The sequence below is a fragment of the Bifidobacterium sp. ESL0790 genome, from assembly GCF_029395435.1.
In the GTDB taxonomy this organism is placed as follows: Bacteria; Actinomycetota; Actinomycetes; order Actinomycetales; family Bifidobacteriaceae; genus Bifidobacterium.
The window spans coordinates 903,891-929,531 of the sequence record NZ_CP113915.1 but is presented as its reverse complement, the minus strand read 5'-3'; the positions used below and the strand labels follow the sequence as shown (position 1 = coordinate 929,531).

Genomic DNA, 25,641 nt, shown 5'->3' with positions numbered 1-25,641 from the left:
GGAACGTTGGCAAGGGCCGCGCCGACTGACTATAGTGGAGTGGTCATGTGACGCTATGGCCCGGGCACGCGGGCCGATACAGGAACCAAGGAACAGCGGACGAAAGGAACTCGACGATGACGGAAAGCTCGCCTTCCACACAGGCCACGCAAGACAAGCGGGCCGACGGAGTAACTATGGAACACGAGCCAGGACAGCAGGGCCCCGCCTCCACGAAGCCGACAAAATCGACACAGCCCACGACGCTGACGAAACCCGCAACGCCGACAAAGCCGGCAAAGCTGCCCACCAGCAAGCGCCTCGTCGTCGCCTTCACCTTCTTCTCGATGTTCTTCGGCGCGGGCAACCTCATCTTCCCGCCGCTGATGGGCGCGCAGGCCCAATCCGCCGCGCTGCCCGCCACCATCGGCTTCATCGTCTCGGCCGTGGGCCTGCCAATTCTCGGCGTGCTGGCGGTCGCCTCGGCGGGCGGCTTCGAGCACCTCGCCTCGCGCGTCTCCCCCAAGTTCGCCGCCATCCTGGCCTTCGTCATCATCATGGCCATCGGCCCCTGCTTCGCCATCCCCCGCACCGCGACGACTTCCTACGAGATGGCGATCACCCCGTTCGCCGGCGAGAACAACCGGATGGCGCTGCTCATCTATTCGGTGGTCTTCTTCGTCCTCTCGTTCATCCTGAGCCAGCACCCCGAGAAGCTCTCCAAATCGCTGGGCCGCTTCATGGGCCCGCTGCTGCTGGTGCTCATCGTCGTCATGTTCGTCGCCTGCATCTTCATCAGCCACGCCCCGCTGGGCAAGCCGTTCGGCGACTACGCGCACGGCTCCTTGATCTACGGGTTCATCAACGGCTACCAGACCATGGATTTGCTGGCCGCGCTCTACTTCGGCATCGTCATCTCCGCCAACATCTCGCAGATGGGCGTCACCGACGAGAAGGCGAACCGCCACGAGACCGGCATCGCGGGCACGGGCGCGGGCATCCTGCTCATCCTCATCTACGCGGCCCTCTCCTTCATCGGCGCGGTGAGCGGCTCGATCAAGCCGGCCAACGGCAAAAGCGACACCGGCGCCACCGTGCTCACCAACCTCACCACCTCGGCCTTCGGCTCCATCGGCACCGCCTTCGTCGGCCTGATCTTCGTGCTCGCCTGCTTCAACGTGTGCACCGGGCTGATCTCGACCTGCGCCACCTATTTCGAGGAGACCTTCCCCACCGTCCTCGGCCATCCGGTGAAATACCGTGCCTGGAGCGTGGTCTTCGCCGTCTTCAGCTTCATCGTCTCGAACGCCGGGCTGAGCGCGATCATCACCGTCTCGCTGCCGGTGCTCGGCGCCCTCTACCCCATCGCCATCGTGCTGGTGCTGCTGAACCTCGTCGAAAAGCCGTTCTCGTCGCGTTTCCCGCGCGTCTATTTCTGGACGGTGCTGCTGGTGGCCGTCTTCAGCATCTTCGACTGCATCGTCAACCTGCTCGACGTCTTCGGCCTGCCGATTCATTTCCTGAGCCTCGCGCTGGCGTCGTTGCCGCTCTACAGCGCGCAGCTGACGTGGCTCATCCCGGCGGCCGCGGGCCTGGTGATCGGCGTGGTCGACAGTTTGGTTCGACGTCGCCGCTGATCGGCTGCGGAAATACGGTTATATCTAAAAAATACCTGTATATAAAGTTGTGGAGTCTGACCAAATGGCCGGGCTCCACAACTTTTTCAATACTGGCAATTACTTATTACATATGTAGCTAATTACCTAACTATCTAACTTTCTGACTATCGCCGCGAAACCACTCACGCCTTGGTGACGTGGCCGCCGAACTGCTTGCGCATGGCGGTCACCGCACGCAAAATGTCGTCGGAGCCGCCGCGCGAGGCTTGGCGGGTGAACAAGCCGGCGCTGATCGCGGGAGTGGGCACGCCGAGCTCGGTGGCCGCCTCGATCGTCCACTTCGCCTCGCCGGTCTCGTCGGCCACGGGCGGCATGCTCTTGAGGTCCGGGTCCTCCTTCATCGCGCGCACCACCAGGTCGAGCAGCCACGAGGCCACCACGCTGCCGGAGCGCCATGAGGCCATCACCTTGGTGGGGTCGTCGATGTATTCGCTGCGCTCCATGATGGCGAAGCCCTCGCCGAAGGCCTGCATCATGCCGTATTCGATGCCGTTGTGCACCATCTTGGCGAAGTGGCCGCCGCCCACGGGCCCGGCGTGCACCAGGCCGTCCTTGCCCTCGGGCTTGAGCGCCTCGAAGATCGGCAGGGCGCGCTGGTATTCCTCGTCGGTGCCGCCCACCATCAGGGCGTAGCCGCGTTCCTCGCCCCATACGCCGCCGGAGACGCCGCAGTCGATGTAGCTGATGCCCTTGGCGGCGAGCTTCTTGGCGTTGAGCTGGTCGTCGGTGTAGCGGCAGTTGCCGCCGTTGATCACCATGTCGCCGGGTTCCAGCAGGCCCATGAGCCCGTCGAGCGTCTCGTCGGTCGCCTTGCCCGAAGGCACCATGATCCACACGATGCGCGTCGCGTCCAGCTTGGAGACCAGCTCCTCCAGGCTCGACACATCGCGGCCGGACTCCGGGCTCAGGTCGTAGCCGATGACCTCATGGCCCGCCTCGCGGATGCGCTTGACCATATTGCCGCCCATGCGGCCCAATCCAACCATGCCTAACTGCATAATGCCTCCTCAGTGAAAACGCTGATACCACAGAGAGCATATCATACCGATTTCATTGAATACTATTAGATTAAAAAGGATTACTTTTACGCTTAAGGTTATTATTTTAAACTTCTATGGTATTTTTTATACCGCCTTTGATACTCTTAATCGTATGAGTAAGTCATCTTCTTCCAGAACCACGACGACCAGGCGCAGGCCCAGGTCGCGAAAACTCAGGCATGTCATGCCTTCCGGCGATCGCCTGAACGCCCTCACCAACCCATTGATGCCGAACCTCAACGTCCCCATCGCGCCCTCGAGCCTGACGGAGACGAGCACCACCGTGCTCCACTCGGCCATCGCCGAGGAGCTGGCGGTCGACATCATCGAGGGGCGCTGGAAGCCCGGCGACAGCACGACGCTCAACGACATCCAGGACCGTTTCAAGATCTCGAGGACGGTGGCGCGAGAGACCGCGCATTCATTGGAGTCGGCGCACGCCATCATCATCAAGAAGCGCGTGGGCCTCATCGCCCAGCCCCTGAGCGAATGGCTTTCGCTCGACACCAAGGTGATCACTTGGAAGCTGCACTCCAACCAGCGCAAGCAGGAGCTCGTCGCGCTCACCGAGCTGAGGCTGGCCGTGGAGCCCTTCGCCGCCGCCCAGGCCGCGCTGCGCGCACCCGTCGAGACGCGCGCCCTCATGCCGGTGCTCGCCATGGAGATGCACAAGAACAGCGACGCGGGCAACCTCGACGAATTCCAGCAACTCGACCTGCGCTTCCATAACGAGATTCTGCAGCACAGCGGCAACGACCTCTTCTCCTCGCTCTCCTCGCTGGTCGACATCATCATCACTGGCAGGTCCGAGAAGGGCGGCGACCAGGTGCAGCCCACCAAGGAGCTGCTGCTGGCGCACGAGGATGTGGCCGAGGCGATCTGGGAGAGCAACCCGGATGTGGCCCGCAAGGCCATGACCGAGATCGTCACCGAGGTCAGCACCCCCACGGACGACGAGGGTGACAACGGCGACAACGCTGATGAAAACGGGAAATAAGAAACAGCAAGAATAGGAAAACAGGCCGCATTAATAAAGGCCTGAAACCCTACAACAAACCGGCCGGCCGAATAAGCGGAAGCCGTTCGACCGGCCGGTTTTATGATGCTTGAATTTTTTAAGGCATGCCGGTTAAGCCTATGAGCCCTACTCGGCCTTGCGCTCCTTGAGATAGCGTTCGACGGCCTCGATGGCCTGGCGCTCGATCTCATCGGGCGTGCCGTCGATGGATACCTCCACCCCGCACTCGCCGGGCTGGAGCGGCTGCAGGTCGGCGAACTGGCTGGGCAGCAGCGAGGTGGGCATGTAGTGGCCGGTGCGCTTGGCCATGCGCGAGCCGATCAAGTCCTCGGAGCCGACCAGATGGACGAAGAGCACGTCGAGGTTCCGGCGCAGCACGTCGCGGTAGGCTTTCTTGAGCGCGGAACACGAGATGACCGTCGACTTGCCCTGCCTGTCCTGCCCGACCATCCACTCGTTGATGGTCTTGAGCCAGGGCCAGCGGTCGTCGTCGTTGAGCGGGATGCCGTGGCTCATCTTCTCCACGTTGGCCTTGGGGTGGAAGTCGTCGCCCTCGGCCATCACGAAGCCGAGCCGCTTGGCCACCGCCTGCGCGACGGTGGTCTTGCCGCAACCCGAAACACCCATGATGACGACGTGAACACTCATTGACTTCCCCTTCGGACGCGCTGTTGGCCTGTTGACAACACAGACTATATCGCGGCGATTCCCCAGGTGTCAAAGGGATTACGACATCGCGAAAAGGTATTATTTTCTAGGATTTTAGGATTCCCTAAGTCCTACTTATCGCTTGATTGCGGGAAATTACGACCTATTGTTTTGCGGCATTTCGTCGATTTGGCCATCACGCTGTAAGATTCACCCACTCCCCTGCGCACACGCCGCCATCAATCCCTGAAACCGCAATCACGCGCAAAGCAACGATCGGCCACCCCGCGCCTGTGCTGACGCGCGTGGTGGCCGATTGCCGCCGGTGAAGGCAAAATCCGGCATCTTTGTTGCTTGGTTATCGGTTCGGGCGCCGAATGTTAGGCAACGCCCGACCTGGCTCACTTGCCTTCGGACTCGCTGGGCTCGGGCTTCTTCAGTCCGTCATCGTCCTTGGCGATGGCTCCGGTGGCGCGGCCGATGGCGCGCAGGCCATGGTACATGACCAGGACCGCGACGGTGCCGATGGCGATGCCGTTGAACTTGACGCCGCTGATGGCGAAACCGAAGTCGGCGATGCCGATGATCATGGTGACCGCGGCGGTCATGTTGTTGAGGGGCTTGCCGAAGTCGACCTGGTTGTCGACCCAGATGCGCACGCCGACCATGCCGATCATGCCGTAGAGCAGGGTAGTCACGCCGCCCAGCACGCCGGCCGGGATGGTGTTGATGACCGCGCCGAACTTCGGGCAGAGGCTGAGGATGAGGGCGAAGGCGGCCGCGCACCAGTAGGCGGCGGTGGAGTAGACGCGGGTGGCGGCCATCACGCCGATGTTCTCGCCGTAGGTGGTGGTGCCGGAGCCGCCGCCGAAGCCGGCGATCGTGGTGCCGAGGCCGTCGGCGAAGAGCGCGGTGCCGATGTGGTCGTCGTAGTTGCGGCCGGTCATCTGCGCGACCGACTTGACGTGGCCGACGTTTTCGGCGATGAGGACCATGACCACCGGGATGAACATGGGCAGCACGGAGAAGTCGACCTGGGGCAGGTGGAATTGCGGGATGCCGACCCACTGGGCCCTGCCAACGGCGGCGAAGTCGACCTGGCCGCGCAGGCAGGCGTAGGCGTAGCCGACCAGCACACCGAGCAGGATGTTGAGGCGGCCGATGAGGCCCTTGAAGAGCACGGCGATGAGCAGGACGGCGACCAGGGTGACGACGGCGGTGTCGGGCGCCTTCTGGAAATTGTTCCACACCGAGGGGGCGAGGTTGAAGCCGATGATGGCGACGATGGCGCCGTTGACCACCGGCGGCATGATGATGTCGATCCACTTGGCACCGGCGAAGTGCACCAGAAGGCCGACCAGCGCCAGGAGCATACCGGTGACCATGATGCCGAAGCTCGCCACCGCCAGGCCCTTGTGCGCGGTGCTCACCGCGACGATCGGGGCTATAAAACCAAATGAGCTACCCAGATAACTGGGTAGCTCATTTTTGTTGATCAACAGGAACAACGCCGTCGACATCGCCGTGAAGAACAATGTCGTGGACGGGTCGAACCCCGTCAGTATCGGCACCAGGAACGTCGCGCCGAACATCGCGATCACGTGTTGGGCGCCAATGCCCGCCGTTCGGCCCCACGTCATGCGCTCGTCGGGGTCGACCACCTCACCAGGATTCAGGGTCTTGCCGTCGCCATGCAGTTTCCAGGTGAATATGTTGCTCATCCTTCGCTCTCCTTTTGGGCATACTTCGTCCACTAATTGAAAATAGGGGATTCACCGCGCGGCCTTCACTTCGTCGCGCGCCTTGAATGATTTTAGCGGCGGCGTGGACAACACGGCGTGTCGGCAATGAACAAGGCGTGGCCACTTTTTTGAGGATTTTAAAAAGTGGCCACGAAACTGTGCGATTTTGTTACTTTTCGGGGTGAAAACGCCCCTTTTCGTGGACACTTTTTAAAGGCTCCCAAAAAGTGTCCACGCGAATCTCTACAGATGCGGGTCGACCGCCTGCACCACGTCGACCAAGTCGCCGTTGGAGAGGATGGGCCGCTGGAATTCGCGCCAGGGCCGGACCTCCACCTCCCACTTGCCGGTGGCCTTGTCGAGCACGGGACGGGCGGTCTGCTCCCAACGCACGCGCTCGTCGGTGCGCCCGGTGTGGGGATCGCGCCGTGAATAATGCAGGCAGGTGCAGTTGGTGATCGTCCATTCCTCGCTGTCGGAACGGCGCAGGAACTCCTCGTCGGAGAGGTCCTCGAGCGTCAGCATCAGCGAGAGCATGAAATCGCCGTGGCTCACCGCGATGACCGACTGCGCCTCGGCACGGCGGTTGAGCGAGGTGAGCAGATTGTGCGCGCGGTTCTCGGCCACGTCGGCGATGGACTCGCCGGCCGGCGGACGCCAGTAGAGCGGGTCGGTCTTCTTGAAGATCCAGTTGCGCGCGTAATTGGTCTTGAACTCCTTCTGCGTCACCGTGCTGATCTCGCCCCACGAGCGCTCGCGCAGCACGCGGGTCTCCTCCCATTTGGCCTTGGGTAGGGCCATCGTGGCGGCCGTCTCGCGCGTGCGCACATACGGCGAGACGAGGTAGCGGTCGAAGAGCTGCTGCTGCGAGACGAGCCAGCGGCCGATGCAATAGGCCTGCTTGCGGCCCGTGGCCGTCAGACGCCACGAGCGGTCGGGCACGGTCACATTGTCTTGCTTGAAGAGGGAATCGTCGCCCTTCTCCCCCGCCTTGACGATGACGTTCGCCTCAGACTCGCCATGTCGTATCACATAGAGATCCAGTGGCATTCCCATATATATCCAACCTCGTATTCCTGATATCCTCGTCGACCGCGGCCGCGCACCCGATACATCCAAAACATGCGTCAAAATCACGACGCCGGCACCGCGCACCGCCCCATATGCCCTCATCATAGCCCATAATGGCGGCATGGTGCCGATAAGACGTCATAGGCAACGTCGATAGCCCTGCGTTCACTCTTCGCTTAAGACGCTATCGGTTCGGCGTATGACAGACGTTTGTTCCGATAGTGTTGAAAGAACGCAGTAAATGGTCGCGCCAAACCCACGTGACCCAACGAGAAGAGGTCGTCGCATGTCCGCACGAAAAACCGTCAAAGCCGCCCTCGCGGGCCTGGCGCTCACACTCAGCGTCGCCTTGGTCGTCAGCGGCTGCGGAGCGTCCAACGGGAGCGGCGGATCATCCGCGTCGGGCCAATCCGACCAGCCGATCATGGTCAACAACGTGGAACCGGCCTCGGGCCTCATCCCCTCCGACACCAACGACACCGCCGGCTGGAAGGTGGTCACGCAGATCTTCGAGGGGCTGGTGACCTTCGGCAAGGGCGGCAAGGTGGTCGACGCCGGGGCGCAATCCATCACGCCGAACGACGACGCCTCGCAATACACCATCAAGCTGCGTCCGGGCCTCAAATTCTCCAACGGCGAGCGCATCACCGCCGACACCTACGCGAAATCGTGGTCGTTCGCGGCCAACGCGGCCAACGGGATGATGGGCGCCTCGATCTTCTCCACCATCGCCGGCTACGACGCGCTGCAGAACGAGAAGGGCGACCCGCACGCCCAGCTTTCGGGCCTGCACGCCCTCGACGACAACACGCTGCAGGTCGACATCAACGGCCACGACTCGTCCTTCGGCTACAAGGTGGGCGACGTGGCGTTCCTGCCCATGCCCTCGAGCGCCTATGGCGACATCAAGGCGTTCGGTGAGCACCCGGTGGGCAACGGACCCTACAAGCTGGCCGGCTGGACCCACGACCGCGAGATCAGGCTCACCCCGAACCCGAGCTACAACGGCCCGCGCAAGCCCGCGAACAAGGGCGTGACCTTCAAGCTCTACACCAACGTCGACACGGCCTACGCCGATCTGGAGGGCGGCAACCTCGACGTGCTCGACGCCATCCCCAACTCGGCGCTCACCAGCTTCCGCACCGACAACGCCATCAAGGCCTACGACGAGCCAGGCCCGGCGTTCAAGTCGTTCACAATCCCGCAGAACCTCAAGCATTTCACCGGCGAGGAGGGGCGCTTGCGCCGCGAGGCCATCTCGTTGTCGATCGACCGCAAAGACATCACCACCAAGGTGCTGCACGGCACCGCCAGCGTGGCCACCGATTTCACCGCGCCCACCATCACCGGGCACACCAAGTCGCTCAAGGGCGCCTCGGCCATCGGCTACGACCCGCAACGCGCCAAGGAACTATGGGAGCAGGCGGACGCGATCGCGCCATTCGATGGCAGCTTCCGCCTGGCCTACAGCGCCGACAGCGGGTTCAAGCCGTGGGTGGAGGCCGTGGTCAACTCGATCAAGAACACGCTTTCGATCAACGCCTCGGCCTATGCGATGCCCACGCAGAAGGAGTTCAGCGGGGCCATCCACAACCGCACCATCAACGCGGCGTTCGTCCAGGGGCTGCAATCCGACTATCCGCACCCCGAAGGCTACCTGGTGCAGGCCTACGACTCGTCGGCGGCCGACGGCAAGGGGCTCAACAACGGCGATTACAAGAGCCAGGAGTTCGACGCGCTCATCGACCAGGCCGCGGCCCAGCCCTCGCTCAAGACCTCGGTGGCCACCTACCACCAGGCCGAGGAGACGCTGCTGCGCGATCTGCCCGTGATTCCGCTGTGGTACGCCAATGTGGCGGCAGGCAGCGCCAAGGGCGTCGGGCATGTCTCGTTCAACTACATGGGTCTGCCGGAGTATGAGAAGCTCACGAAGTAAGTTTTTCTGGCGAAAGTTGGCGGAGTGCGAGCAGCTGACGGATGAAGTTCCTCTAATAGAAGTTGGCAGAGACTACTAAGGACTGAGCTGCAATGACTAAAACGCAAATCGGCACTGATGGCAAACGAAGACCACTTCGGTTCAGCGGAACTACTCTGAATCGAGGGAATCCGTAGAATCGCCCGGAATCGCCAAAAGCTGCAATGGATAGCTAGCGGCCATAGGGAGCGCTAGCTATCTGGAATCATCTCACAACCGAACTACTTAAAACGCTAGTCGCAAACTATTGAAAACTACCAGGACCGCGAAAACCCTGCCGTGCCAGACATGCCAGACGATAATGGACGACATATCTGGGTCAAACCAAATCAAAAAACGCCATCGCGTCGGTCGCTACGAATCCGGGCACTTCCCCTTTGTACCCTTGCTCGTAACGGCCGGCGCGATGGCGTTCACTCACAGCCACGTATATCGTGCGATGGCCCACCTTCAATGAATCAGAAGTTCGGTCTTGGCCGACCTAATCTGAGAGTTCGGCCTGGGTCGGGCAGTTGGATTACGGAATCACTACCCGACTCGGGTCTTTATCGAATATCAGCCTGAAATCAGACCAGCGAACCAGCCCTATCAGCCTTCGATGGCGATCTGGTGCTTGGCCTCGACCTTGGGCTGCGGCTGAACCTTGGCAATCTCCAGGCTCAGCGTGCCATCCTTATAGGCCGCGTGAATGTCGGATTCCTTGACCTCGTCGCCGACGTAGAAGCTACGCGAGCAGGTGCCGGCGTAACGTTCGCGGCGCAGCCACTTGCCCTCATCGTTCTTCTCGTCATGGTTCTCGTCGCGCTCGGCGGAGACGGTCAGATAGCCGTCGTGCAGCTCGAGGGCGATGTCGTCCTTGTTGAAACCAGGCATGTCGATGGAGACGTCGTAGGCCTTGTCGGTCTCGCGAACGTCGGTCTTCATCATGTTGGCCGAAGAGATCGGGTTGCCCATGCGGCTGCTGGAATCGCCCCAGCCCGCGAAGAACGGATCGTCGAACATATCAGAGAACGCATCATGCATCAAAGCCGGAAACATAGCCATAATCAATACTCCTTGACTAAGGAGGAAAGCCCTCGCGTTGGCGGCGGCCATCTGGTCGCCTTGACGCCCCGGGCTCGGGAACCTTGCGGCTCCAAGTCTTTATCTTGTCACTTAGTTCAACCGTTATTCCCGCCCGCGCTTCCCGAATTTTACCCACGGAGAACAAAACTTGAGTCTTCTCGACTCAACTTTTGAAGCAACAGCGACTCCATCAGACAAAATTCCGCTTACCTGAATGATTTTCAGCATCTTGATTCGCCCATGCAGAAAAACAATCACTACCGGCTGCCAAATGAACGGTCTCCAGCATCCCGAAAGCCTCGTGCCGAAAAACGGTCAATACGAGATTCTTAATGAACGCTTTCGCGCATCCCCTTTGATCCGTGCTGAAAACGGATTCCAAAGCCAACTATTCCAGACTACCCGCTACAGATAAAGAAACGAGCCCATCGTTATTGATGAACGACGACCCGTTTCTGCAACTTGCAATAAACCTGCCACTCTACTCGCCTTTGTAGGGGTAGTTGCGGCGATGCTTGGCCTCGAAATCGCGGAAGCGCTTGATCTTGTTCTGGCGATTGAATTCCACGACTGAGACCCCGTCGGCGTCGTGCGCCTCGCCGCCGTCCAGCTGGCCGCAGAACGTCCAGGAAACGGTGATCGATGGCTGGCCCTCGCGGCCGCGCGCGTGTGTGAAGTTGAGCGCCTTCCAGTTGAGCACGGAGAGGTGGTCCAGCTCGTCCTCGACCCACAGATGAATCTGGTTGCGGTTCTCGTAGATGTGGCCGGTGCACTGCTCATAGACGCAATCGGGCGCGAAATACGAGTCCAACCGGTCGAAATCGCGCGTGACCCACATGCGGAAATAATCGGAGATGGCACGCTCACGCCGCCGTGCCCGCGGGATCGATAACGTCACTGTTGCCATACGTCCATCATACTCCATCAAAAGGTATCTATGTGGCGTAACCGCCATTTTTTGACGTCAACAATCCGGTATTTTTTGACCTTTGACGGACGACCTGACTGTCGCGCGAGCGCATGGATTCAGCGACGCAGATGCCCCCGCATATAGTCGCGCAGCACCACGGCCTGGTTGTGCTCGGGGTCCTTGGCGCCATAAAGGAACGTGACGCGTGGATTGCCGAGGCAGATATCGGCGAGCTGATCGACCACCGTCTGGTTGGCCTCGAGCTCCTTGCGGTAGCGCTCGGCGAACTCATCGAATTTCGCGGGATCGTGACCGAACCACTTGCGCAGCTCCGTGCTGGGGCCGACATCCTTGAGCCACAAATCGAGCTTGGCCTTCGCCTTCGAGATGCCGCGCGGCCAGAGGCGATCGACCAGCACGCGATAGCCGTCCGAATCACTTGCCGCCTCATACACCCGTTTCAACGCGATTTCCATACGCCGCTCCTTTGAGTCCTACGGTTCAGCCTAGCGCGCCGGGCCCGGGAATGACAGGGGTGACACGAAATCAAAAATATACGAAAACGCCATAGCCAGCCAATCAATGAAAGCCATGACGTTCAAACCACGACATGCCGCCACCTCGAAGTCTGTGTCACGTCGCGTCGCGTCACTGCACCGCCGCGAAACAGCACCACTCCCCCACCGCGACACAGCGCGGCGTCAGTTCATCAGGAAATCGAGGACGTTCATGCCGGCGTCGGTCTCGGCGCGGTAGAGCTCGGTGTAGCCGCATTGTGCGCAGCTGATGGTGATGAACTTCTTGTTCTGCACGTTGAAGAGCTTGGCGAACTCGCCGCCGGTGGCCTGGAACTGGTCGGAGGTGTAGCGCTGGCAACCGCACTTCTCGCACACGTACTGTTTCTGTTGCATCACTGGCCTTTCGCGTAATTTGGGCATCTCTTGGTAATCCATCTAACCACACGGCGTTGGCAGGGCGGCGTTTGAGATTGGCTCTGAATTATCATCGAGTCGAAAGTTGACTGGCGAATTCCAATACGAATTGACCAGCAAAATCAGCGAGACAAAACCGAAGCCAAACCGGCATAAAAAATCACTGTCCCCAACGGACGATGCCATCAGGAACAGTGACATCAAAAGCTACAGTCGACGTTCACCTCAGCGAACGCACCCAGCCGACACTCACATGAGCGCCTCATCGATCGGCGTCTGGCCGTCGTAGAAGGCGATGGTCTTGCGCTTGACCACGTCGGCGCCCAACACGCGGGCGATGACGGCCGCGACGTTGCCACGCGAGGTGGCGCGCTGCTCCGCGGTGGCCGGCTTGCCGTCGATCATCGTGTGGTCGTCGCTCAACACGATCTTGTCGGTCTCAGGCTCGAGCGTGAGCAGGCCGGGGCCGAGAATCGTATAGTCCAGCGAGCTTTCGCGCAGGTGGGCGTCGGCGTCGTGCTTGGCCTGGGCGTAGGGCACGAACGACTCGGGCCAGCCCATCGACTTCGGGTCGCGGCTGGCGGTGTCGTAGGAGACCATCACGAAGCGGCGCACACCGGCCTTCTCGGCGGCGTCCATCGCGTTGACGGCGGCCTGGTAGTCCACGGCGTGGGTGCGCACAGCGTCATCGCCACCGGCCCCGGCGGAGAACACGACGGCCACGGCGCCCTCGAAAAGCCCCACGAAGGAATCGACGTTGGCGTGCTCCATGTCGAAGACGACCGGATTCGCGCCGGCCTTGCGCACATCCTCGGACTGCCCGGGATTGCGAATCACAGCGTCGACGTCGAAGCCCGCGTCCACCAGTTTCGGCTCGGCCAGCAGCGCCACCTTGCCATGCCCGCCCAGAATCACCACTCGTCGCTGATCTACCATATCGATTCCTTTCGCAAAATACTCATCGCTCCGTCCATCGTTGCTGACGAAACGTACATACTCATTATGCTGCCAAAACCGCGATTACGCGAATAGACTCAACCCCGCGAGCCTAGCTATCATTGTTTTCGGCAATTTCTCTATTGCTTCGTATCGTTTTCTATTATTCTTTATCGTTTCCACAAACGTTCCAGCTCATCCAACGTCCGCCCGAACCGCGACTCCATCACCGCGACAGAACGACTGTCGATCTGCCGGAGCCGTGCCCTAGGCGCAGCCTGCTTGACCACGGATTGCAGCGTTTTCAAATAATCGTCAGCATCCGCTTCGGCAACATCGAACAATTCCAATGATTCGGAATCCATCAACGCGGCAACGTCTACGTGGCCGTCGCCAAACAAAGCGAGTTGATGCCGATCGTCCTCCGCGTTTTGATACGGCTCAGGATTAAGATCAAAGGCCGGCGAAAGCTCCCAACCCTTGACCGAGCGCAGGAATCCATGATTGCGCAGATGATCGTCCAGATTGCCAATGGCCGCGCCGAACATGGCGCGGCGCCAAAGCTCATGAACGTTAATGCCGCATCCACGTGCGAACTCGACCAAATCCAGCCAATCCCCACCATCGCCGTCCTTCGCGTCCAACGCCGTCATGGCAGAAATATAGGGAATACGCCGTAAGATTTCGGCGGAACCGCCTTCTCCCCTGTCAAAACGCTTCGTCAGCAGTACGCTACGTTGACGGCCGTCAACATCCTTGATCTTGATGACCCGATGCTCGGGCACGTCGATTTCAGCCTGCGCGGCCAACTCCAGAGTAACCGCCTCCCAACCGATGACGTCCCAATCGTCGCCGTTCGGCTTGGGGAACTTCGCCAGCCACAACGCATTGCGATCGAACACGGACGCCTTGGGACGGGCGCCACCCAAGGAACCCGTCGCGCGGTAGAGCCTGCGCAAGGCGGTATCGTCAATCTCGCGACGCTCCTCCACGGCATCCGCGGTGTTCAGCAGCTCCGCCAAATCCGTCAGCGCCGGCACACCTTCATCGCCTGCGAGCGCCGTTCCATCGGTAAAAAACCTGACCACGCCCTGGCGTGTGACATCGTTGACGCCCAGTAGATACTCGGATTCAGGCAAATTACGTCGTTTCAGATTCCGCTCGAGCAGCTTTCGGCCCCAGCGGTCGGGCGCCGAGTCGGAAAACGGGCCAAGACCATCAAAGACGAACGGCGAAAGCGATCGGGGCAACGTGGGGGCGAGATCGAACGAGTCAGGAGCATTGACATATTCGGACGTATATCTAAAGGTGGAGCTCGGGCCGTTAAAATACAGGGTCCCGGCAATCCGCTCTTGGCCGTCGCCGACCGTGATGCGGACCTCGACCTGTTGTTGACTCATGGCTTTCACCTCCCGTTCTCGTTTTGCGTCACTTCTTTTGCGTTATTCCGTCGTCTCGCCATTCTAGCTACTTGTTTAGCTTGGCAACGAGACCACCACCAGTCTAGTAGACAAATTGCCTCGATTCGGAACATGGATTGCGGGGCTATCTCACCCGCTTGGGCAGGATCTGGGCGGCGCGAACCATGCCCAGGTCGTGCGAATACGGGTCGGCGGCCTTGACCATGTAATCGGCGAGTTGAAGCACCCGCGCCACGGTAATCAACGCATCGGAGCGCACTGGTCGGCCGTGCTCGAGATTGGTCACCGTGGTCTCGCTAATCCCCGCTCGCTTCGCCACGTCGCTGACCCTCAACCCGAGCAACTTGCGTTGCGCCGCAAAATGCTCCCCAATAATCCGCAAGTCCCGTTTCGTGGTAGTAGGGGTGTATTTCATCGTTCACCAACCAATTTAAGCATTAGTTTTCTACTGTTTAAGTCAATTATACTACAGAAAACTAATGCTTAAATCAAAAACACCTCTCCATAAAACAACACAGAGACATGTCTTACTTAGGCTGAAACCAACTCTCCGTGCGGGTCATATTCATAGGAGTGATCGTATAGGTAAATCGGAGAAATATCGACGGTGCCGTTCTGCCACATCGGGATGCCATGCACAACCTTGGCGTCTTCAAACACTTTCTCATCGCGCAACGGCTCAAAAGCGGGAACCTTATCAAACAGCTCCGTGAAATCGCATAGCCTCGTTTCCCCAGTGGAAAAGACGACGAGCATGATGTGGTCATCAGTCACGCGCACGGACTCGACCTTCAGCTCCTTGGTAGGAGCATCCGCATACACAACGCCATTTACTTCAAACATCTGGAACCTCCTTATGAGAGGGGCTTAATCCGTTCAAACGGATGCCCGGCCGCCGCTTTGTTCCACGCTTCATACAACTCATCTTCATGCAATACTAGCCAAGCTGTCACCAACTTATACTGTTTGGCGGGCAGAGAACCAGCCAAAAGCCGCCCATCGAGGGCAATAGATGCTTCAAAATCACCATAATAGACATGGACATGCGGACGATGGTGCTCTTTTTCATCCTGATACATCATTCGTATCACGATTCCGAAAAACCTACTCACCTCTGGCATCTAATCACCTCTTTTTTAGCCTTGCTCTAACTCTCATTGTAAAGGAAAGCTATAGCCTTGAAGAAATCTTTGCCTGTATTTTTCTATACTCGAAGAGTCACTATGAATCATACGGTTTCAGAATACAGTCTCGATTCGGCGCGTCAATAAGGAAAGCAAATATGGCAACTCAGCACAACGCCTCTCCCCTAATGACCATTAAGGGACGCGCCGATTTGCTCTACCGGATGGGACGCACCTTTGACGGGCTCAATACCTCGCGCATGGCGACTGAGGATTTTCTGCGTACTGGGAATCCCAAGGTTGTGGGATCACGCAACGATTATGCGCTGCTGTGTGACTTGAAAGACGCCTCGTCGTATGTCATTGAATACGATTACTCAACTCGTCCTATGAATCTTGACTGGCTCACCGGTATCAACGCGAAGATGACTCGCACGGCCGCGATAGAACCCGGGGTGCTGAGAACTGCGGAAAACGTCATTGTCTCCACTCGTCGAGGCACTTATACACCGCCTGTGCCGTCTACAGCCGCTATCGAACAAGAGCTGAATCAGGTCACGAATTTCGGCAACAAGTCTTCACAGGACGCGGCCGATTCAGCAATTTCCGCGCAATCTGTACAACCCCTTAACCGTGCTGCGCATTTGTTCTCGACCTTGGCCAAAATGCAACCATTCGGCGACGGGAACAAGCGCACCGCCCTGCTCGCCGCCAATGGCTTGTTGCTCAAACTAGGCTCATCCGACGTGCTCGCCGTTCCAGTGGAACCACCCGATCGAGAAACGTTTAACAACAAATTAAGCGCTTGGTATCTGGATAATGACCCATCTGTCATCGGCTGGCTTGCGGATTGGAATCAAAAATATCTAATCGAATAATTGATACCGATACCTTACGCTCCTCTAAACGGTTCTCAATGAAGGACAAAGATTTCCAATACTCAGTTCAACGCATTAGTTTTCAGCACCTATCAACTCTAGAAGTTAAGTAAACTTCTCTTGACATCGACTTAATTGCCGTTGTACCCAAAATCGCGGCTCGCTAATACATCTTTCCACCAATTTTCTCTTTTATAAATATTTTCATCTGGCTCGCGCTGATTAAAATTCTCCAAAAGCGTGTACTGGAAATATTGAGGTATGTAATCTTTACCTTTTTCTTTGATAAGCTTTTTGAGTCCTACGTCACCACCATGTAATGTGTCGACATAATCAGTCCACCGCTTCAACAGCATGCCTTTTTCAGATGTAGCGGAACCCACATATAATTTTCCGGTATTCAGATCAGTGATGACATAAACACCTTTTTGATTAGCTAAAGCATTAAACCAATCATCCAAATGACAATCAACAATACGTTTCAATTTTGAATACGTCAACGAAATATGGTCATAACCAGGGAAATGGTCATCTTCGAATATATCAGGAAGAATCTGCTCAACCGTAATACCATCTAGTCTATTGATTCCATTTCTAACGCCATTTAAAATCAAGTACTGATTTTTCCTATGATAATGAACAATGACACGACCATAATACTGGACGTATTTTGACCATTCTTCGCCCTCATAGCCAACACCATTCAACACACCAAGATCTTTGGTAATAGTTTTTACTGTTGTCAACAGCCATCGATCCGGATCATCAGCTAGTCTGCAAAGCCCAATGGTTATATTGCCTGGATGATACATCTCATATTTTGTAAATCGCCAAAGTACCCAACCTATCGCAACATTATCTGGATTTTCTTTGAATGCTTCTATCGGATCATTTGCTTTGTTAACAGTTGGTGGCGAACAAAGTCTAATTTTGACCTCACGAAGTTCCTCATCAGAAAACTTCAAAATATCACTCAATTTAATACTCTTGTGATTCATCGTCTCGGCAGTCACATCAAAGCCTTCCTCGAAACAATCCTAAACAACATAGACGAATAATTTTTAAAATCAGCTATAGCACTTAATAGGCAGTTAATTAAAGAACTATAAAATTGAAATCTGCGAATCTGATTTAACTTTGTCTTGTTATATCCACATTCTCAATTTAATGGACTCAATCGCTGCTCAAAAATCGTCGTCCAATCACTATTAGCTATACCTAAATCACAAAGCAGAGCCAATTCTTGCCCAGCATGAGTCATGGGAAAATCTTCAATAAATTGCATATCGGAATCACGCTTTGATCTAAAATGATTCCAACATCCATTAGCAAAATAATCTATGCCTTCTTTAGGAACTGTATATCTACTTTCAATTGACGGATAAATGATATCGGCTTCTTGCAAAATCGTTTCTGAGTATTCAGGAAGCTCTTCTACCAGATGTCCACTCAAGAAAACAACACAATCCCAATTGTCTGGAATTTGCCGAAGCCTAATGCAGTGAGAACAAAAATCTTCAAATATTTCTGCTTCCTCTACAGATAAATTATCAAGTACTGTTAAAGTTCTTTTCGAAAGAGAATTTGGAGATTCTAATTCACCATTGATTACTTTTGCCAGCAATAACTGTTTTGCCTTCGTATTAGTACGTTCAGCTATCTCTCTGAATTTGTCCAACCAATCGGGGTCTATTTCGTCAGGATCACAATAAGAAGAATCATTACTCGGGATTGTAGCAAATATTTCAAAAACAGTTTTAAGATTCTCTCCCTTATGCAATTGATTCTGATATTCTGAAAACAGTCTAGACTTTAGCGATTCCGGTAAATTACGCTTTTCAAGTTCTTCCCATGCATTAATGCTATCCTTTAAATCTCGTTTAGCTGCATGGGCTTGCCGATAATGCTCAATACCAAAGGTTTCAGCTAAACGATCAATCGCCTTGGCTCTTGATTCATCACCTCTCCCCGCAGCTTCTAGTCCTTCACCAATTCCCTTTGCAATGCCGCCGATACTATCATTAATATCCATGTCTACATGATATAAAGAACATTAGCTAAGACAAAACATTGATAACATAAATAAGCTTTCTCTTCAGTAATTCAGAAAATATTTAACCGCATAAGGAAGCTTAGAAAAAAGAAATTTTCGATCCAAAAAAATAAAACATTCATAAATTTAAAATCCTATACAAAGGCGGTTCATTGCCCGAATGCAATGAACCGCCTTGAAGATATAACTACGAACCGCAACAACCTCACACGTTGAACTTGAAGTCTACGATGTCGCCGTCCTGCATCACGTAGTCGCGGCCTTCCTGGCGGAGCTTGCCCTCCTCCTTGATCTCGTTCATGCTGCCCTTGGCGGCGACGAAATCATCGTAGGAGACGATGTCGGCCTTGATGAAGCCACGCTCGAAATCGCTGTGGATGACGCCAGCGGCCTGCGGGGCGGTCCAGCCTTGATGAATCTGCCAGGCGCGCACCTCCTTGACGCCGGCGGTGAGGAAGGTCTGCAGACCGAGCACGTCGAAACCGACGCGGGCCAGCTGGTCGAGGCCAGATTCCTTCAACCCGGCGTCGGCGAGCATCTCGCGGGCGTCATCCTCGTCGAGTTCGGTGAGGTCCGACTCGAACTGCGCGTTGAGGAAGATCGACTGTGCGGGCGCAACGGAGGCGGCGAGCCGCTTCTGCAGGTCCTTGTCGCCCAGCTCGTCGTCGTCGACGTTGAATACGTAGATGAACGGCTTGGCGGTCATCAGGTGCAGGTCGTAGACGTCGGCCTTGTCGATCTTGCCGGCGGACGCGGCGTGGTCGATGGTCTCCCCCGCCTCGAGAATCGACTGCGCCTTCTTGACCGCGTTGAGGTATTCCTGCGTGATCTTCTTGCCGCGCAGGTCCTTCTCGAGCCTCGGCAGCGCGTTCTCGATGGTCTGCAGATCGGCGAGCATGAGCTCGGTGTTGATGGTCTCGACGTCGTCGGACGGGTCGACCTTGCCGTTGACGTGGACGATGTCGTCGTCCTTGAAGGCGCGCACGACCTCGCAGATCGCGTCGGCCTCGCGGATGTTGGCCAGGAACTTGTTGCCCAGGCCCTCGCCCTCGGAGGCGCCCTTGACGATGCCGGCGATGTCGACGAAGGTGACAGTGGCGGGCACGATCTTCTCGGTGTGCACGAGGTCGGCGAGCACGGGCAGGCGCTTGTCGGGCAGCGGCACGATGCCGGTGTTGGGCTCGATGGTGGCGAACGGGTAGTTCTCCGCAAGCACGTTGTTGCGGGTAAGGGCATTGAACATGGTGGACTTGCCGACATTCGGCAGACCGACGATTCCGATAGTTAGAGACATACCTCAAGTCTAAGGGCAAGCTGGACGAAGCACGGCGCGGGATTCGGCCCGCGATTCCACCCCATTGAACAGTTATCACGGCAAGCTGGTTCATTCCTATAACATCCATTCATCGTGGTCCACCCCGACGGCTCCGCGCGCTCCGAAACATTGCATATGCGACGCTTATCTGACACGTATCGTCACATATGCAATGAGTGGCACGGCAAACGTGAGACCCATACGACAATCACCATCGCAAAAACAATATCGACATCGCCACATCCCCACGAACACAACGCCGAACCCAGCCCCGAAAACGCACATGCAAAGTATGCAACTGTGACCCGGACCACAAAACGTAAAATTTTATCCCATCGCAATTCCTATGCAATTTCTCACTGTATATGCAACAAAATACTGCATAGACAAAACGCCGCGCCCCGTCGGCGTCACATATGCAACACAGTCCCGCGACGCAACACGCGCTATACGAATATGCAGGAGTTCGTATATTTTGTCCCCAAAATCACCTATAGTGTCACGTATCCAATAATCACAGAAGAGGTCGCTGGGCCTACGAGTAGGCCGCGTGAGACGGGATTGCGTCTTTGATCGCGGAGGAAAAGATGTCCAGCCGAAATTGTTGGCGCCGTTCCGCGTTGATGGTTGGGTCCGGGCTCAATAGGCACGGAACTGTCACGGCCGCGGCCGTGAAGCGCTATTGATGAAATATCGTTGGTGGAATCTTCGCGAGGATGCGTCATCAGGCACCAGACGACTGATGTGTTCCCGCGAAAGGTTCGACCGTATACCTCTTTAAACGAGAGAGGAATGGTATGTCGGCACCAACCGCACATACGGATGAGGCCCCCTCCCCTGCAGGAGGAGCGCAAGGCGCCAAGGAAGCGCCGAAAAGAAACAAGGGCGACAACGGAGTCCAGCGCAACCTGAAGACGCGCCATGTCTCCATGATCGCCTTGGGTGGCTGCATCGGCACAGGCCTGTTCATGACCTCCGGCTCCACCATCTCCAAGGCCGGCCCCGGCGGCGGCCTCGTGGCCTACATCGCCATGGGCATCATGGTCTACTTCCTGATGACCAGCCTCGGCGAGCTGGCGACCAACCAGCCGGTCTCGGGCTCCTTCGCCACCTACAACGCCAAGTACGTCGACCCCGCGCTCGGCTTCGCGATGGGTTGGAACTACTGGCTCAACTGGGCCATCACCATCGCCGTCGACATCTCCACGGCCGCCATCCTCATGCAATACTGGCTGCCGAACGTACCCGGCTGGGTCTGGAGCGTGGCGGTCCTCGCCTTCATTCTGGTCATCAACGCGCTGACCGTCTCCGCGTTCGGCGAGACGGAATACTGGCTCTCGCTGATCAAGATCATCACCGTCGTGGTCTTCCTGATCCTCGGTTTCTGCATGATTTTCGGCATCATGTTCAAGCCCGCCGTCGGATTCAGCAACTTCACGTATAAGGACGCCCCGTTCGTCGGCGGCATCCCGGCCATCCTGAGCGTCTTCCTCATCGCCGGCTTCTCGTTCCAGGGCACCGAGCTCGTGGGCGTGACCGCGGGCGAGTCCGAGGACCCGGAGCACGCGGTGCCGAAGGCGATCAACAGCGTCTTCTGGCGAATCCTGATCTTCTACATGCTCTCGATCTTCGTCATCGCGGCGCTGATCCCCTATACCAGCCCGAACCTGCTTTCCGCGGCCGACGGCAACATCGCCATGTCGCCCTTCACCCTGGTCTTCAAGCGCGCGGGCCTCGCCTTCGCCGCCAGCCTGATGAACGCGGTGGTGCTCACCGCCGTGATCTCCTCGGCGAACTCCGGCATGTACGCCTCCACCAGGATGCTCTACTCGCTGGCCGAGGAACACTACGCGCCGAAGATCTTCTCGAGGACCACCAAGCACGGCATCCCGCTGGCTTCGCTGGCCGTCACCACGATCATCGCGCTGCTCGCCTTCTCGACCTCCATCTACGGGCAGAAGATCTACATGTGGCTGGTCGCCGCCTCCGGCCTGACCGGCTTCATCGCATGGGTCGGCATCGCGCTGAGCCACTTCCGCTTCCGCAGGGCCTTCATCAAGCAGGGCCACAAGCTCTCGGAGCTCAAGTACCACGCCAAGCTCTTCCCGCTCGGGCCGATCCTCGCGCTCGTGCTATGCATCGCCATCATCTGCGGGCAGAACATCGACGCCATCGTCCACTTCGATTGGCAGCAGATCGGCATCACCTACCTGAGCGTGCCGCTGGTGCTCATCCTCTACTTCGGCTACAAGATCAAGAACCACACCCACATCATTCCGTTGGAGGATATCGACGTGAGCCCGCACCGTCCGTGATTGCTTCGTGATTACTTCGTGGTTGCGAGGGGGGGGGAATAGTTGGTTCGGTCCCTTCGAATGGCCCGTCTGGTTGCTCAATTCAGAGCTGCCGGGCGGGCCATTTGTTTTGTCTATGTGGCTTTATGATTCTTCGAGCCAATGCCTGAATCTAGTCAGGGATATGACTTTGGCATATTGCTTATACGCTATTGCAGGTATTAGGAATTATTGGTATAAACAACTAGCGCGATATGTAAGCAAATCTATAGCTTTCAGGATTACAGAACGACGACAGAAACTGCTTGTCCCCTGTCCTAGACCTCGCTGGGAATATGAACGCCGCCGTCCTCGGTGTCGATGACGATGGCGTGGTCGTCGTCGAGCAGGTGAAGGCGCAAGGTGTCGCCGAAACGGCGGGCGATCTCCTTGGCGGCCTTGCCCATGGTCGACTCGCCGAGATGAGGAACGATATGGAAATCGACCAGATGCAAGCCCTTGGTGCTGCGCAGTTGCGAGGCGGCCGTGCGGTCGTCCATCGGCGCGATATAGCTGATGTCGGGGGCGATGACCACCGCCCCGGCGGAGACGCCGATATAGAGCTTGCCATCGTCGACCGCTTTGACGAGCAGCCTGTCGGCGCCGGTGCGTCTCAGCTCCTGCAGAAGGAAGAAACTGTTGCCGCCGCCGACGTAGATGGCGTCGCAATGGCCGAGTATCCACTCGGTCTCCCGCCGGCTGGCGCTGGAGATATCGAGCTGATGGACGCGGAAACCGGCCTGGCGCAAGAGGAAACGGACGAAGGGGCGGATGACCTTGGAATAGTGGTGGTTGTCGGCGGTGGGGATGTAGGCGAGCTTGAGGCCGGAGACATGGATGCGATTGCGCACGATCGCGGCCACCGCGCCGCTTGGGCTCGACGCCAACACCAATCTCGGCATACGCTTTCCATTCCTTTCCGTCCTCGCGCCACGACGTCCGTCGGTTCCCGCCCATCTGCTCTGACAGGCAGGAACCGGCAGACTGCCGGCAAACTTACGAACCCACGAACCTGCGAATCCACAAATATCGCGTTCACCGTTGCATACCGAAAATTATAGGCAGCCAACCTGAACGCCGGGATGGCGCGCTGAGCCTATGACCTTCAATACGTTTGAATGATATCCTCAGCCGTTCTGGATGGCGTCGACCCCGGAGATCACCGCGCCGCGGAAGCCCTGCTTCTCCAGCTCGGTGACGCCCTTGATGGTGGTGCCGCCGGGCGAGCAGACGGCGTCCTTCATCGCGCCGGGATTGGTGCCAGTGGCCATGTAAAGCGCGCCGACGCCCTCGGTCATCTTGGCGGCAAGGCGGTAGGCGGTCTCACGCTTCAGCCCGTATTTCACGCCGGCGTCGGCGAGCGCCTCGATATAGATGGCGGTGAAGGCGGGAGCACAGCCGGCCACCGACGAGCCGATATCCATCAACGGGGTGTCCACGCGCTCGATCAACGCGATCGGCGAAAACAGAGCCTCGAAAACGGCACGCTGGGTGTCGGTGAGCGTGTTGGCGTTTTCGGTGACGAGGATGCCCTGGCCCACCTCGATGGGCGTGTTGGGAATGACGCACTGCACATGGGCCTTGCCGCCAAGAAGGCTTTGGTAGTAGTCGAGATTGCGACCGGCGGCGATGGAGACGACGAGCTTGGCATCGTCGGCCAGCGCCTCGGTGACCTCGGCGAGCGCGGTCTCGATCTGGTTGGGCTTGACGGCGATGACCACCACATCGGCGGCATCGACGGTCTCTTGGGCGTCGTGGGTGGCACGGGCGCCAATCTGCCCCGCGGCTTTCTGGGCCTTGTCGAAGTGGCCGGAGTTGGCGACGATGTGCGCGCCGTCGAGCACTCCCCCGTTGACCAGGCCCTTGGCGATGCCCTGTGCCATGTTGCCGAATCCGATGAATCCGACGGTCACGTTCTTGATATCAGTGTCTTGTGTCATGAAAACTCCTTGTTGGAATCACTATCTTACGGCAAACCTCGGTTACAAAACCCGAAGATACGAAATCGAAAACGTTGGAATTGCAACAAACGCCCTCTCCTATCGTCGACTTTTGTAACTCGGGTTTTAGAACAGCCCCTCCAAATCGCCCCTGTCGAGCGCCTCGCGGTAGAGGTGGCCGAAGACCTTGTCGCCGTGCAGGCCGTCATGCTCGAACTCGTTGGTGGTCCAATAGTGCGAGTTGCCGACGCGCGAGAGGGTGTCGAGCTGCATGCCCGAGTCGACGTACATGTCGTCGAAGTAGACGCCGGCCTGGAGCGGGACCTCGTTGCGCGCCAGCTGCTCGGCGTCGTAGACCTTGTCGAATCTCGTGTCGGCCATGAGCACGTCCATGGCTGCGCGGAAGGGGCGCAAGGCCTTCTCCTGCTGGAACATCCAGGGGAACATCGCCTCGCCGGTGAACATGAGCGGGCGCTGGCCGGCACCGAACTCGGGGTGGGTGTCGCACACGCGCTGCGCCGCCCAAGCGATCGGCTTGTCGAGCTCGCCGTCGGCGTAGATGAACTCCTGGAGCGGCCAGTAGAGCGGGTTCGAGGCGGTGGCGTTCATCACCGAGGCGAGGAACGAGTCGGCGAGCGGGGACTTGGCGCTGGCCGAGCCGTCACCATCAGCGAAGGCCGAGTCCATGATCCAGTGCACGCGCTCGAAGCTGGGTTTCATGCCGAAATCGCCGCCAAGGGTCTGCAGGCGCTCGACGGTCAGCGGGTCGCCATTGGGCAGGGTGGGAATGCCGGAGGCCGCCGCGTTGCCATTCGTTGCTTTGCCACCTTCGTAATCCTGCAAATCAGCGGCTTTCGGCAGTTTGTCGGCGACCATGGCGACGCGCGCGACGTCCTGGGGATAGCGCTGGTAATACTGATCCGTCTTCTTGACCATACGCGGGAAGGTGTGCTCATAAACCTCGGTGGCATCGGCCGGAACGTGCGGGATGCCGCCGGTGGTGAAACTCGCGGCGACGCCTTCGGGGAAGATGGAAAGATAGGCCAGCGTAAGGAAGCCGCCGTAGCTCTGGCCCATGGTCACCCAGCGGCGGCCGCCGAACTCGGTGCGGCGCAGGTGCTCGAAGTCGCGCACGATCGACCCGGCGAGGAAGCGCTTGAGATAGTCGGCCTGGGCCTGCGCGCCTTCGATGCGCGCCATCGTATTGGAATCGACGCACGAGGAGCGGCCGGTGCCTCGCTGGTCGGGCAGGACGACGCGGAAATGCTTGATGGCCTCGGCGATCCAGCCGTCGCTCGACGGGTTCAACGGACGCGGGCCGGCGCCACCAGGGCCACCTTGTAGGAAGATAAGCAGCGGCAGGTCGTCGTGGACGTGTTCGGGGGCCGCGACGACGCGGTAAAAGAGGCTCAGTGACTCGCCCGCGAACCCTTCGCCCGGCTTGTGGCCGCGCCAGTCGAGCGGCACCTGGATCGAATGGTCCTCCACCGCGAGGCCCGGCACATAGTATTTCGCGAGTAACGTCATCGCTCTCCCCTTCGTATGTCTTGCTTTGCCGTATATATCGTCTAACCCACTCTAG

Annotated in this window: 24 protein-coding genes and 1 riboswitch; of the genes, 5 read left to right on the top strand and 19 right to left on the bottom strand. The window is 57.9% G+C overall.

All coding sequences use genetic code 11. The features are described from left to right. Positions 1-326: 326 nt before the first annotated feature. Positions 327-1,616, top strand: a complete 1,290-nt coding sequence (gene brnQ, locus OZY47_RS03360) for a branched-chain amino acid transport system II carrier protein (protein ID WP_277179116.1) — start codon at positions 327-329, stop codon at positions 1,614-1,616. Between the two features lie 164 nt (positions 1,617-1,780). Here the strand turns inward: brnQ and gnd are convergent, their stop codons facing one another. After that, complete coding sequence (gene gnd, locus OZY47_RS03355; protein WP_277178744.1) at positions 1,781-2,656, bottom strand: phosphogluconate dehydrogenase (NAD(+)-dependent, decarboxylating); 876 nt, start codon at positions 2,654-2,656, stop codon at positions 1,781-1,783. A gap of 226 nt (positions 2,657-2,882) precedes the next feature. On the opposite strand from gnd, the gene OZY47_RS03350 reads away from it, so the two are divergent. Then, a complete protein-coding gene (locus OZY47_RS03350; RefSeq protein WP_277178742.1) occupies positions 2,883-3,695 on the top strand; it encodes an FCD domain-containing protein in 813 nt (270 codons plus the stop codon). Between the two features lie 147 nt (positions 3,696-3,842). Here OZY47_RS03350 and OZY47_RS03345 read toward each other — a convergent pair whose 3' ends face one another. The 3 genes from OZY47_RS03345 to OZY47_RS03335 form a co-directional block, all read right to left on the bottom strand. Continuing rightward, complete coding sequence (locus OZY47_RS03345) at positions 3,843-4,364, bottom strand: gluconokinase (protein ID WP_277178740.1); 522 nt, start codon at positions 4,362-4,364, stop codon at positions 3,843-3,845. A 401-nt stretch (positions 4,365-4,765) separates the two neighbouring features. Continuing rightward, positions 4,766-6,085 (bottom strand): solute carrier family 23 protein, encoded by a 1,320-nt coding sequence (locus tag OZY47_RS03340; protein WP_277178738.1) that lies wholly within the window; start codon positions 6,083-6,085, stop codon positions 4,766-4,768. Positions 6,086-6,349: 264 nt separating this feature from the next. After that, entirely contained in the window at positions 6,350-7,162 is an 813-nt protein-coding gene (locus OZY47_RS03335; RefSeq protein ID WP_277178735.1) for a histidine phosphatase family protein, read from the bottom strand. Between the two features lie 301 nt (positions 7,163-7,463). Between OZY47_RS03335 and OZY47_RS03330 the strand changes: the two genes are divergently transcribed. Then, positions 7,464-9,113 carry an ABC transporter substrate-binding protein gene (locus tag OZY47_RS03330; RefSeq protein ID WP_277178733.1) on the top strand — a complete coding sequence of 550 codons (1,650 nt, stop codon included), beginning with the start codon at positions 7,464-7,466 and terminating at the stop codon, positions 9,111-9,113. Positions 9,114-9,740: 627 nt separating this feature from the next. On the opposite strand, the gene OZY47_RS03325 is transcribed toward OZY47_RS03330, so the two are convergent. The 9 genes from OZY47_RS03325 to OZY47_RS03285 all read right to left on the bottom strand — a co-directional run bounded on the left by OZY47_RS03325 (position 9,741) and on the right by OZY47_RS03285 (position 15,498). Continuing rightward, the gene (locus tag OZY47_RS03325; RefSeq protein ID WP_277178731.1) at positions 9,741-10,196 is read right to left on the bottom strand and encodes an Hsp20/alpha crystallin family protein; all 456 of its coding nucleotides are present in this window, start codon (positions 10,194-10,196) and stop codon (positions 9,741-9,743) included. Between the two features lie 502 nt (positions 10,197-10,698). Beyond that, positions 10,699-11,124 (bottom strand): nuclear transport factor 2 family protein, encoded by a 426-nt coding sequence (locus OZY47_RS03320; RefSeq protein ID WP_277178729.1) that lies wholly within the window; start codon positions 11,122-11,124, stop codon positions 10,699-10,701. 119 nt (positions 11,125-11,243) lie between these two features. Beyond that, positions 11,244-11,603 carry a DUF488 domain-containing protein gene (locus OZY47_RS03315; protein WP_277178727.1) on the bottom strand — a complete coding sequence of 120 codons (360 nt, stop codon included), beginning with the start codon at positions 11,601-11,603 and terminating at the stop codon, positions 11,244-11,246. Positions 11,604-11,828: 225 nt separating this feature from the next. Continuing rightward, complete coding sequence (locus OZY47_RS03310) at positions 11,829-12,038, bottom strand: zinc ribbon domain-containing protein (RefSeq protein WP_277178725.1); 210 nt, start codon at positions 12,036-12,038, stop codon at positions 11,829-11,831. A 270-nt stretch (positions 12,039-12,308) separates the two neighbouring features. After that, on the bottom strand, positions 12,309-12,995 hold the full coding sequence (locus OZY47_RS03305; protein ID WP_277178723.1) for an SDR family oxidoreductase: 687 nt from the start codon (positions 12,993-12,995) through the stop codon (positions 12,309-12,311). Between the two features lie 170 nt (positions 12,996-13,165). Beyond that, positions 13,166-14,395: a type II toxin-antitoxin system HipA family toxin gene (locus tag OZY47_RS03300; protein ID WP_277178720.1), complete on the bottom strand. Its 1,230-nt coding sequence runs from the start codon at positions 14,393-14,395 to the stop codon at positions 13,166-13,168. A gap of 145 nt (positions 14,396-14,540) precedes the next feature. Further along, positions 14,541-14,735, bottom strand: a complete 195-nt coding sequence (locus OZY47_RS03295; protein WP_277178718.1) for a hypothetical protein — start codon at positions 14,733-14,735, stop codon at positions 14,541-14,543. A 212-nt stretch (positions 14,736-14,947) separates the two neighbouring features. Then, positions 14,948-15,259, bottom strand: coding sequence for a DUF2442 domain-containing protein (locus OZY47_RS03290; RefSeq protein ID WP_277178716.1), 312 nt, complete (start codon positions 15,257-15,259; stop codon positions 14,948-14,950). An 11-nt stretch (positions 15,260-15,270) separates the two neighbouring features. Next, positions 15,271-15,498: a DUF4160 domain-containing protein gene (locus tag OZY47_RS03285; RefSeq protein ID WP_277178714.1), complete on the bottom strand. Its 228-nt coding sequence runs from the start codon at positions 15,496-15,498 to the stop codon at positions 15,271-15,273. Between the two features lie 200 nt (positions 15,499-15,698). Here OZY47_RS03285 and OZY47_RS03280 point away from each other — a divergent pair, with 200 nt between their 5' ends. Further along, the gene (locus tag OZY47_RS03280; RefSeq protein ID WP_277178712.1) at positions 15,699-16,418 is read left to right on the top strand and encodes a Fic family protein; all 720 of its coding nucleotides are present in this window, start codon (positions 15,699-15,701) and stop codon (positions 16,416-16,418) included. A gap of 131 nt (positions 16,419-16,549) precedes the next feature. On the opposite strand, the gene OZY47_RS03275 is transcribed toward OZY47_RS03280, so the two are convergent. The 3 genes from OZY47_RS03275 to ychF all read right to left on the bottom strand — a co-directional run bounded on the left by OZY47_RS03275 (position 16,550) and on the right by ychF (position 19,765). Next, entirely contained in the window at positions 16,550-17,431 is an 882-nt protein-coding gene (locus tag OZY47_RS03275; protein ID WP_277178710.1) for a GIY-YIG nuclease family protein, read from the bottom strand. A gap of 146 nt (positions 17,432-17,577) precedes the next feature. After that, positions 17,578-18,450, bottom strand: a complete 873-nt coding sequence (locus tag OZY47_RS03270; protein WP_277178708.1) for a DUF2806 domain-containing protein — start codon at positions 18,448-18,450, stop codon at positions 17,578-17,580. A 226-nt stretch (positions 18,451-18,676) separates the two neighbouring features. Beyond that, a complete protein-coding gene (gene ychF, locus OZY47_RS03265) occupies positions 18,677-19,765 on the bottom strand; it encodes a redox-regulated ATPase YchF (RefSeq protein ID WP_277178706.1) in 1,089 nt (362 codons plus the stop codon). 533 nt (positions 19,766-20,298) lie between these two features. After that, positions 20,299-20,476: riboswitch (Lysine riboswitch) on the top strand. A 107-nt stretch (positions 20,477-20,583) separates the two neighbouring features. On the opposite strand from ychF, the gene OZY47_RS03260 reads away from it, so the two are divergent. Continuing rightward, positions 20,584-22,101 carry an amino acid permease gene (locus tag OZY47_RS03260; RefSeq protein ID WP_277178704.1) on the top strand — a complete coding sequence of 506 codons (1,518 nt, stop codon included), beginning with the start codon at positions 20,584-20,586 and terminating at the stop codon, positions 22,099-22,101. A gap of 296 nt (positions 22,102-22,397) precedes the next feature. On the opposite strand, the gene OZY47_RS03255 is transcribed toward OZY47_RS03260, so the two are convergent. From OZY47_RS03255 to OZY47_RS03245, 3 genes are all read right to left on the bottom strand, one after another. Continuing rightward, positions 22,398-23,021, bottom strand: coding sequence for a Type 1 glutamine amidotransferase-like domain-containing protein (locus OZY47_RS03255; RefSeq protein WP_277178702.1), 624 nt, complete (start codon positions 23,019-23,021; stop codon positions 22,398-22,400). A gap of 225 nt (positions 23,022-23,246) precedes the next feature. Beyond that, positions 23,247-24,059, bottom strand: coding sequence for a pyrroline-5-carboxylate reductase (gene proC / locus OZY47_RS03250; protein ID WP_277178699.1), 813 nt, complete (start codon positions 24,057-24,059; stop codon positions 23,247-23,249). A gap of 126 nt (positions 24,060-24,185) precedes the next feature. Next, positions 24,186-25,586, bottom strand: coding sequence for an alpha/beta fold hydrolase (locus OZY47_RS03245; RefSeq protein ID WP_277178697.1), 1,401 nt, complete (start codon positions 25,584-25,586; stop codon positions 24,186-24,188). Positions 25,587-25,641: the final 55 nt, after the last annotated feature.

Excerpts from the sequence above, each read along its gene's own strand:
- brnQ (WP_277179116.1), top strand. The coding sequence starts at position 327 with ATGTTCTTCGGCGCGGGCAACCTCATCTTCCCGCCGCTGATGGGCGCG.
- gnd (WP_277178744.1), bottom strand. The coding sequence starts at position 2,656 with ATGCAGTTAGGCATGGTTGGATTGGGCCGCATGGGCGGCAATATGGTC.
- OZY47_RS03350 (WP_277178742.1), top strand. The coding sequence starts at position 2,883 with ATGCCTTCCGGCGATCGCCTGAACGCCCTCACCAACCCATTGATGCCG.
- OZY47_RS03345 (WP_277178740.1), bottom strand. The coding sequence starts at position 4,364 with ATGAGTGTTCACGTCGTCATCATGGGTGTTTCGGGTTGCGGCAAGACC.
- OZY47_RS03340 (WP_277178738.1), bottom strand. The coding sequence starts at position 6,085 with ATGAGCAACATATTCACCTGGAAACTGCATGGCGACGGCAAGACCCTG.
- OZY47_RS03335 (WP_277178735.1), bottom strand. The coding sequence starts at position 7,162 with ATGGGAATGCCACTGGATCTCTATGTGATACGACATGGCGAGTCTGAG.
- OZY47_RS03330 (WP_277178733.1), top strand. The coding sequence starts at position 7,464 with ATGTCCGCACGAAAAACCGTCAAAGCCGCCCTCGCGGGCCTGGCGCTC.
- OZY47_RS03325 (WP_277178731.1), bottom strand. The coding sequence starts at position 10,196 with ATGGCTATGTTTCCGGCTTTGATGCATGATGCGTTCTCTGATATGTTC.
- OZY47_RS03320 (WP_277178729.1), bottom strand. The coding sequence starts at position 11,124 with ATGGCAACAGTGACGTTATCGATCCCGCGGGCACGGCGGCGTGAGCGT.
- OZY47_RS03315 (WP_277178727.1), bottom strand. The coding sequence starts at position 11,603 with ATGGAAATCGCGTTGAAACGGGTGTATGAGGCGGCAAGTGATTCGGAC.
- OZY47_RS03310 (WP_277178725.1), bottom strand. The coding sequence starts at position 12,038 with ATGCAACAGAAACAGTACGTGTGCGAGAAGTGCGGTTGCCAGCGCTAC.
- OZY47_RS03305 (WP_277178723.1), bottom strand. The coding sequence starts at position 12,995 with ATGGTAGATCAGCGACGAGTGGTGATTCTGGGCGGGCATGGCAAGGTG.
- OZY47_RS03300 (WP_277178720.1), bottom strand. The coding sequence starts at position 14,395 with ATGAGTCAACAACAGGTCGAGGTCCGCATCACGGTCGGCGACGGCCAA.
- OZY47_RS03290 (WP_277178716.1), bottom strand. The coding sequence starts at position 15,259 with ATGTTTGAAGTAAATGGCGTTGTGTATGCGGATGCTCCTACCAAGGAG.
- OZY47_RS03285 (WP_277178714.1), bottom strand. The coding sequence starts at position 15,498 with ATGATGTATCAGGATGAAAAAGAGCACCATCGTCCGCATGTCCATGTC.
- OZY47_RS03280 (WP_277178712.1), top strand. The coding sequence starts at position 15,699 with ATGGCAACTCAGCACAACGCCTCTCCCCTAATGACCATTAAGGGACGC.
- OZY47_RS03270 (WP_277178708.1), bottom strand. The coding sequence starts at position 18,450 with ATGGATATTAATGATAGTATCGGCGGCATTGCAAAGGGAATTGGTGAA.
- ychF (WP_277178706.1), bottom strand. The coding sequence starts at position 19,765 with ATGTCTCTAACTATCGGAATCGTCGGTCTGCCGAATGTCGGCAAGTCC.
- OZY47_RS03260 (WP_277178704.1), top strand. The coding sequence starts at position 20,584 with ATGTCGGCACCAACCGCACATACGGATGAGGCCCCCTCCCCTGCAGGA.
- OZY47_RS03255 (WP_277178702.1), bottom strand. The coding sequence starts at position 23,021 with ATGCCGAGATTGGTGTTGGCGTCGAGCCCAAGCGGCGCGGTGGCCGCG.
- proC (WP_277178699.1), bottom strand. The coding sequence starts at position 24,059 with ATGACACAAGACACTGATATCAAGAACGTGACCGTCGGATTCATCGGA.
- OZY47_RS03245 (WP_277178697.1), bottom strand. The coding sequence starts at position 25,586 with ATGACGTTACTCGCGAAATACTATGTGCCGGGCCTCGCGGTGGAGGAC.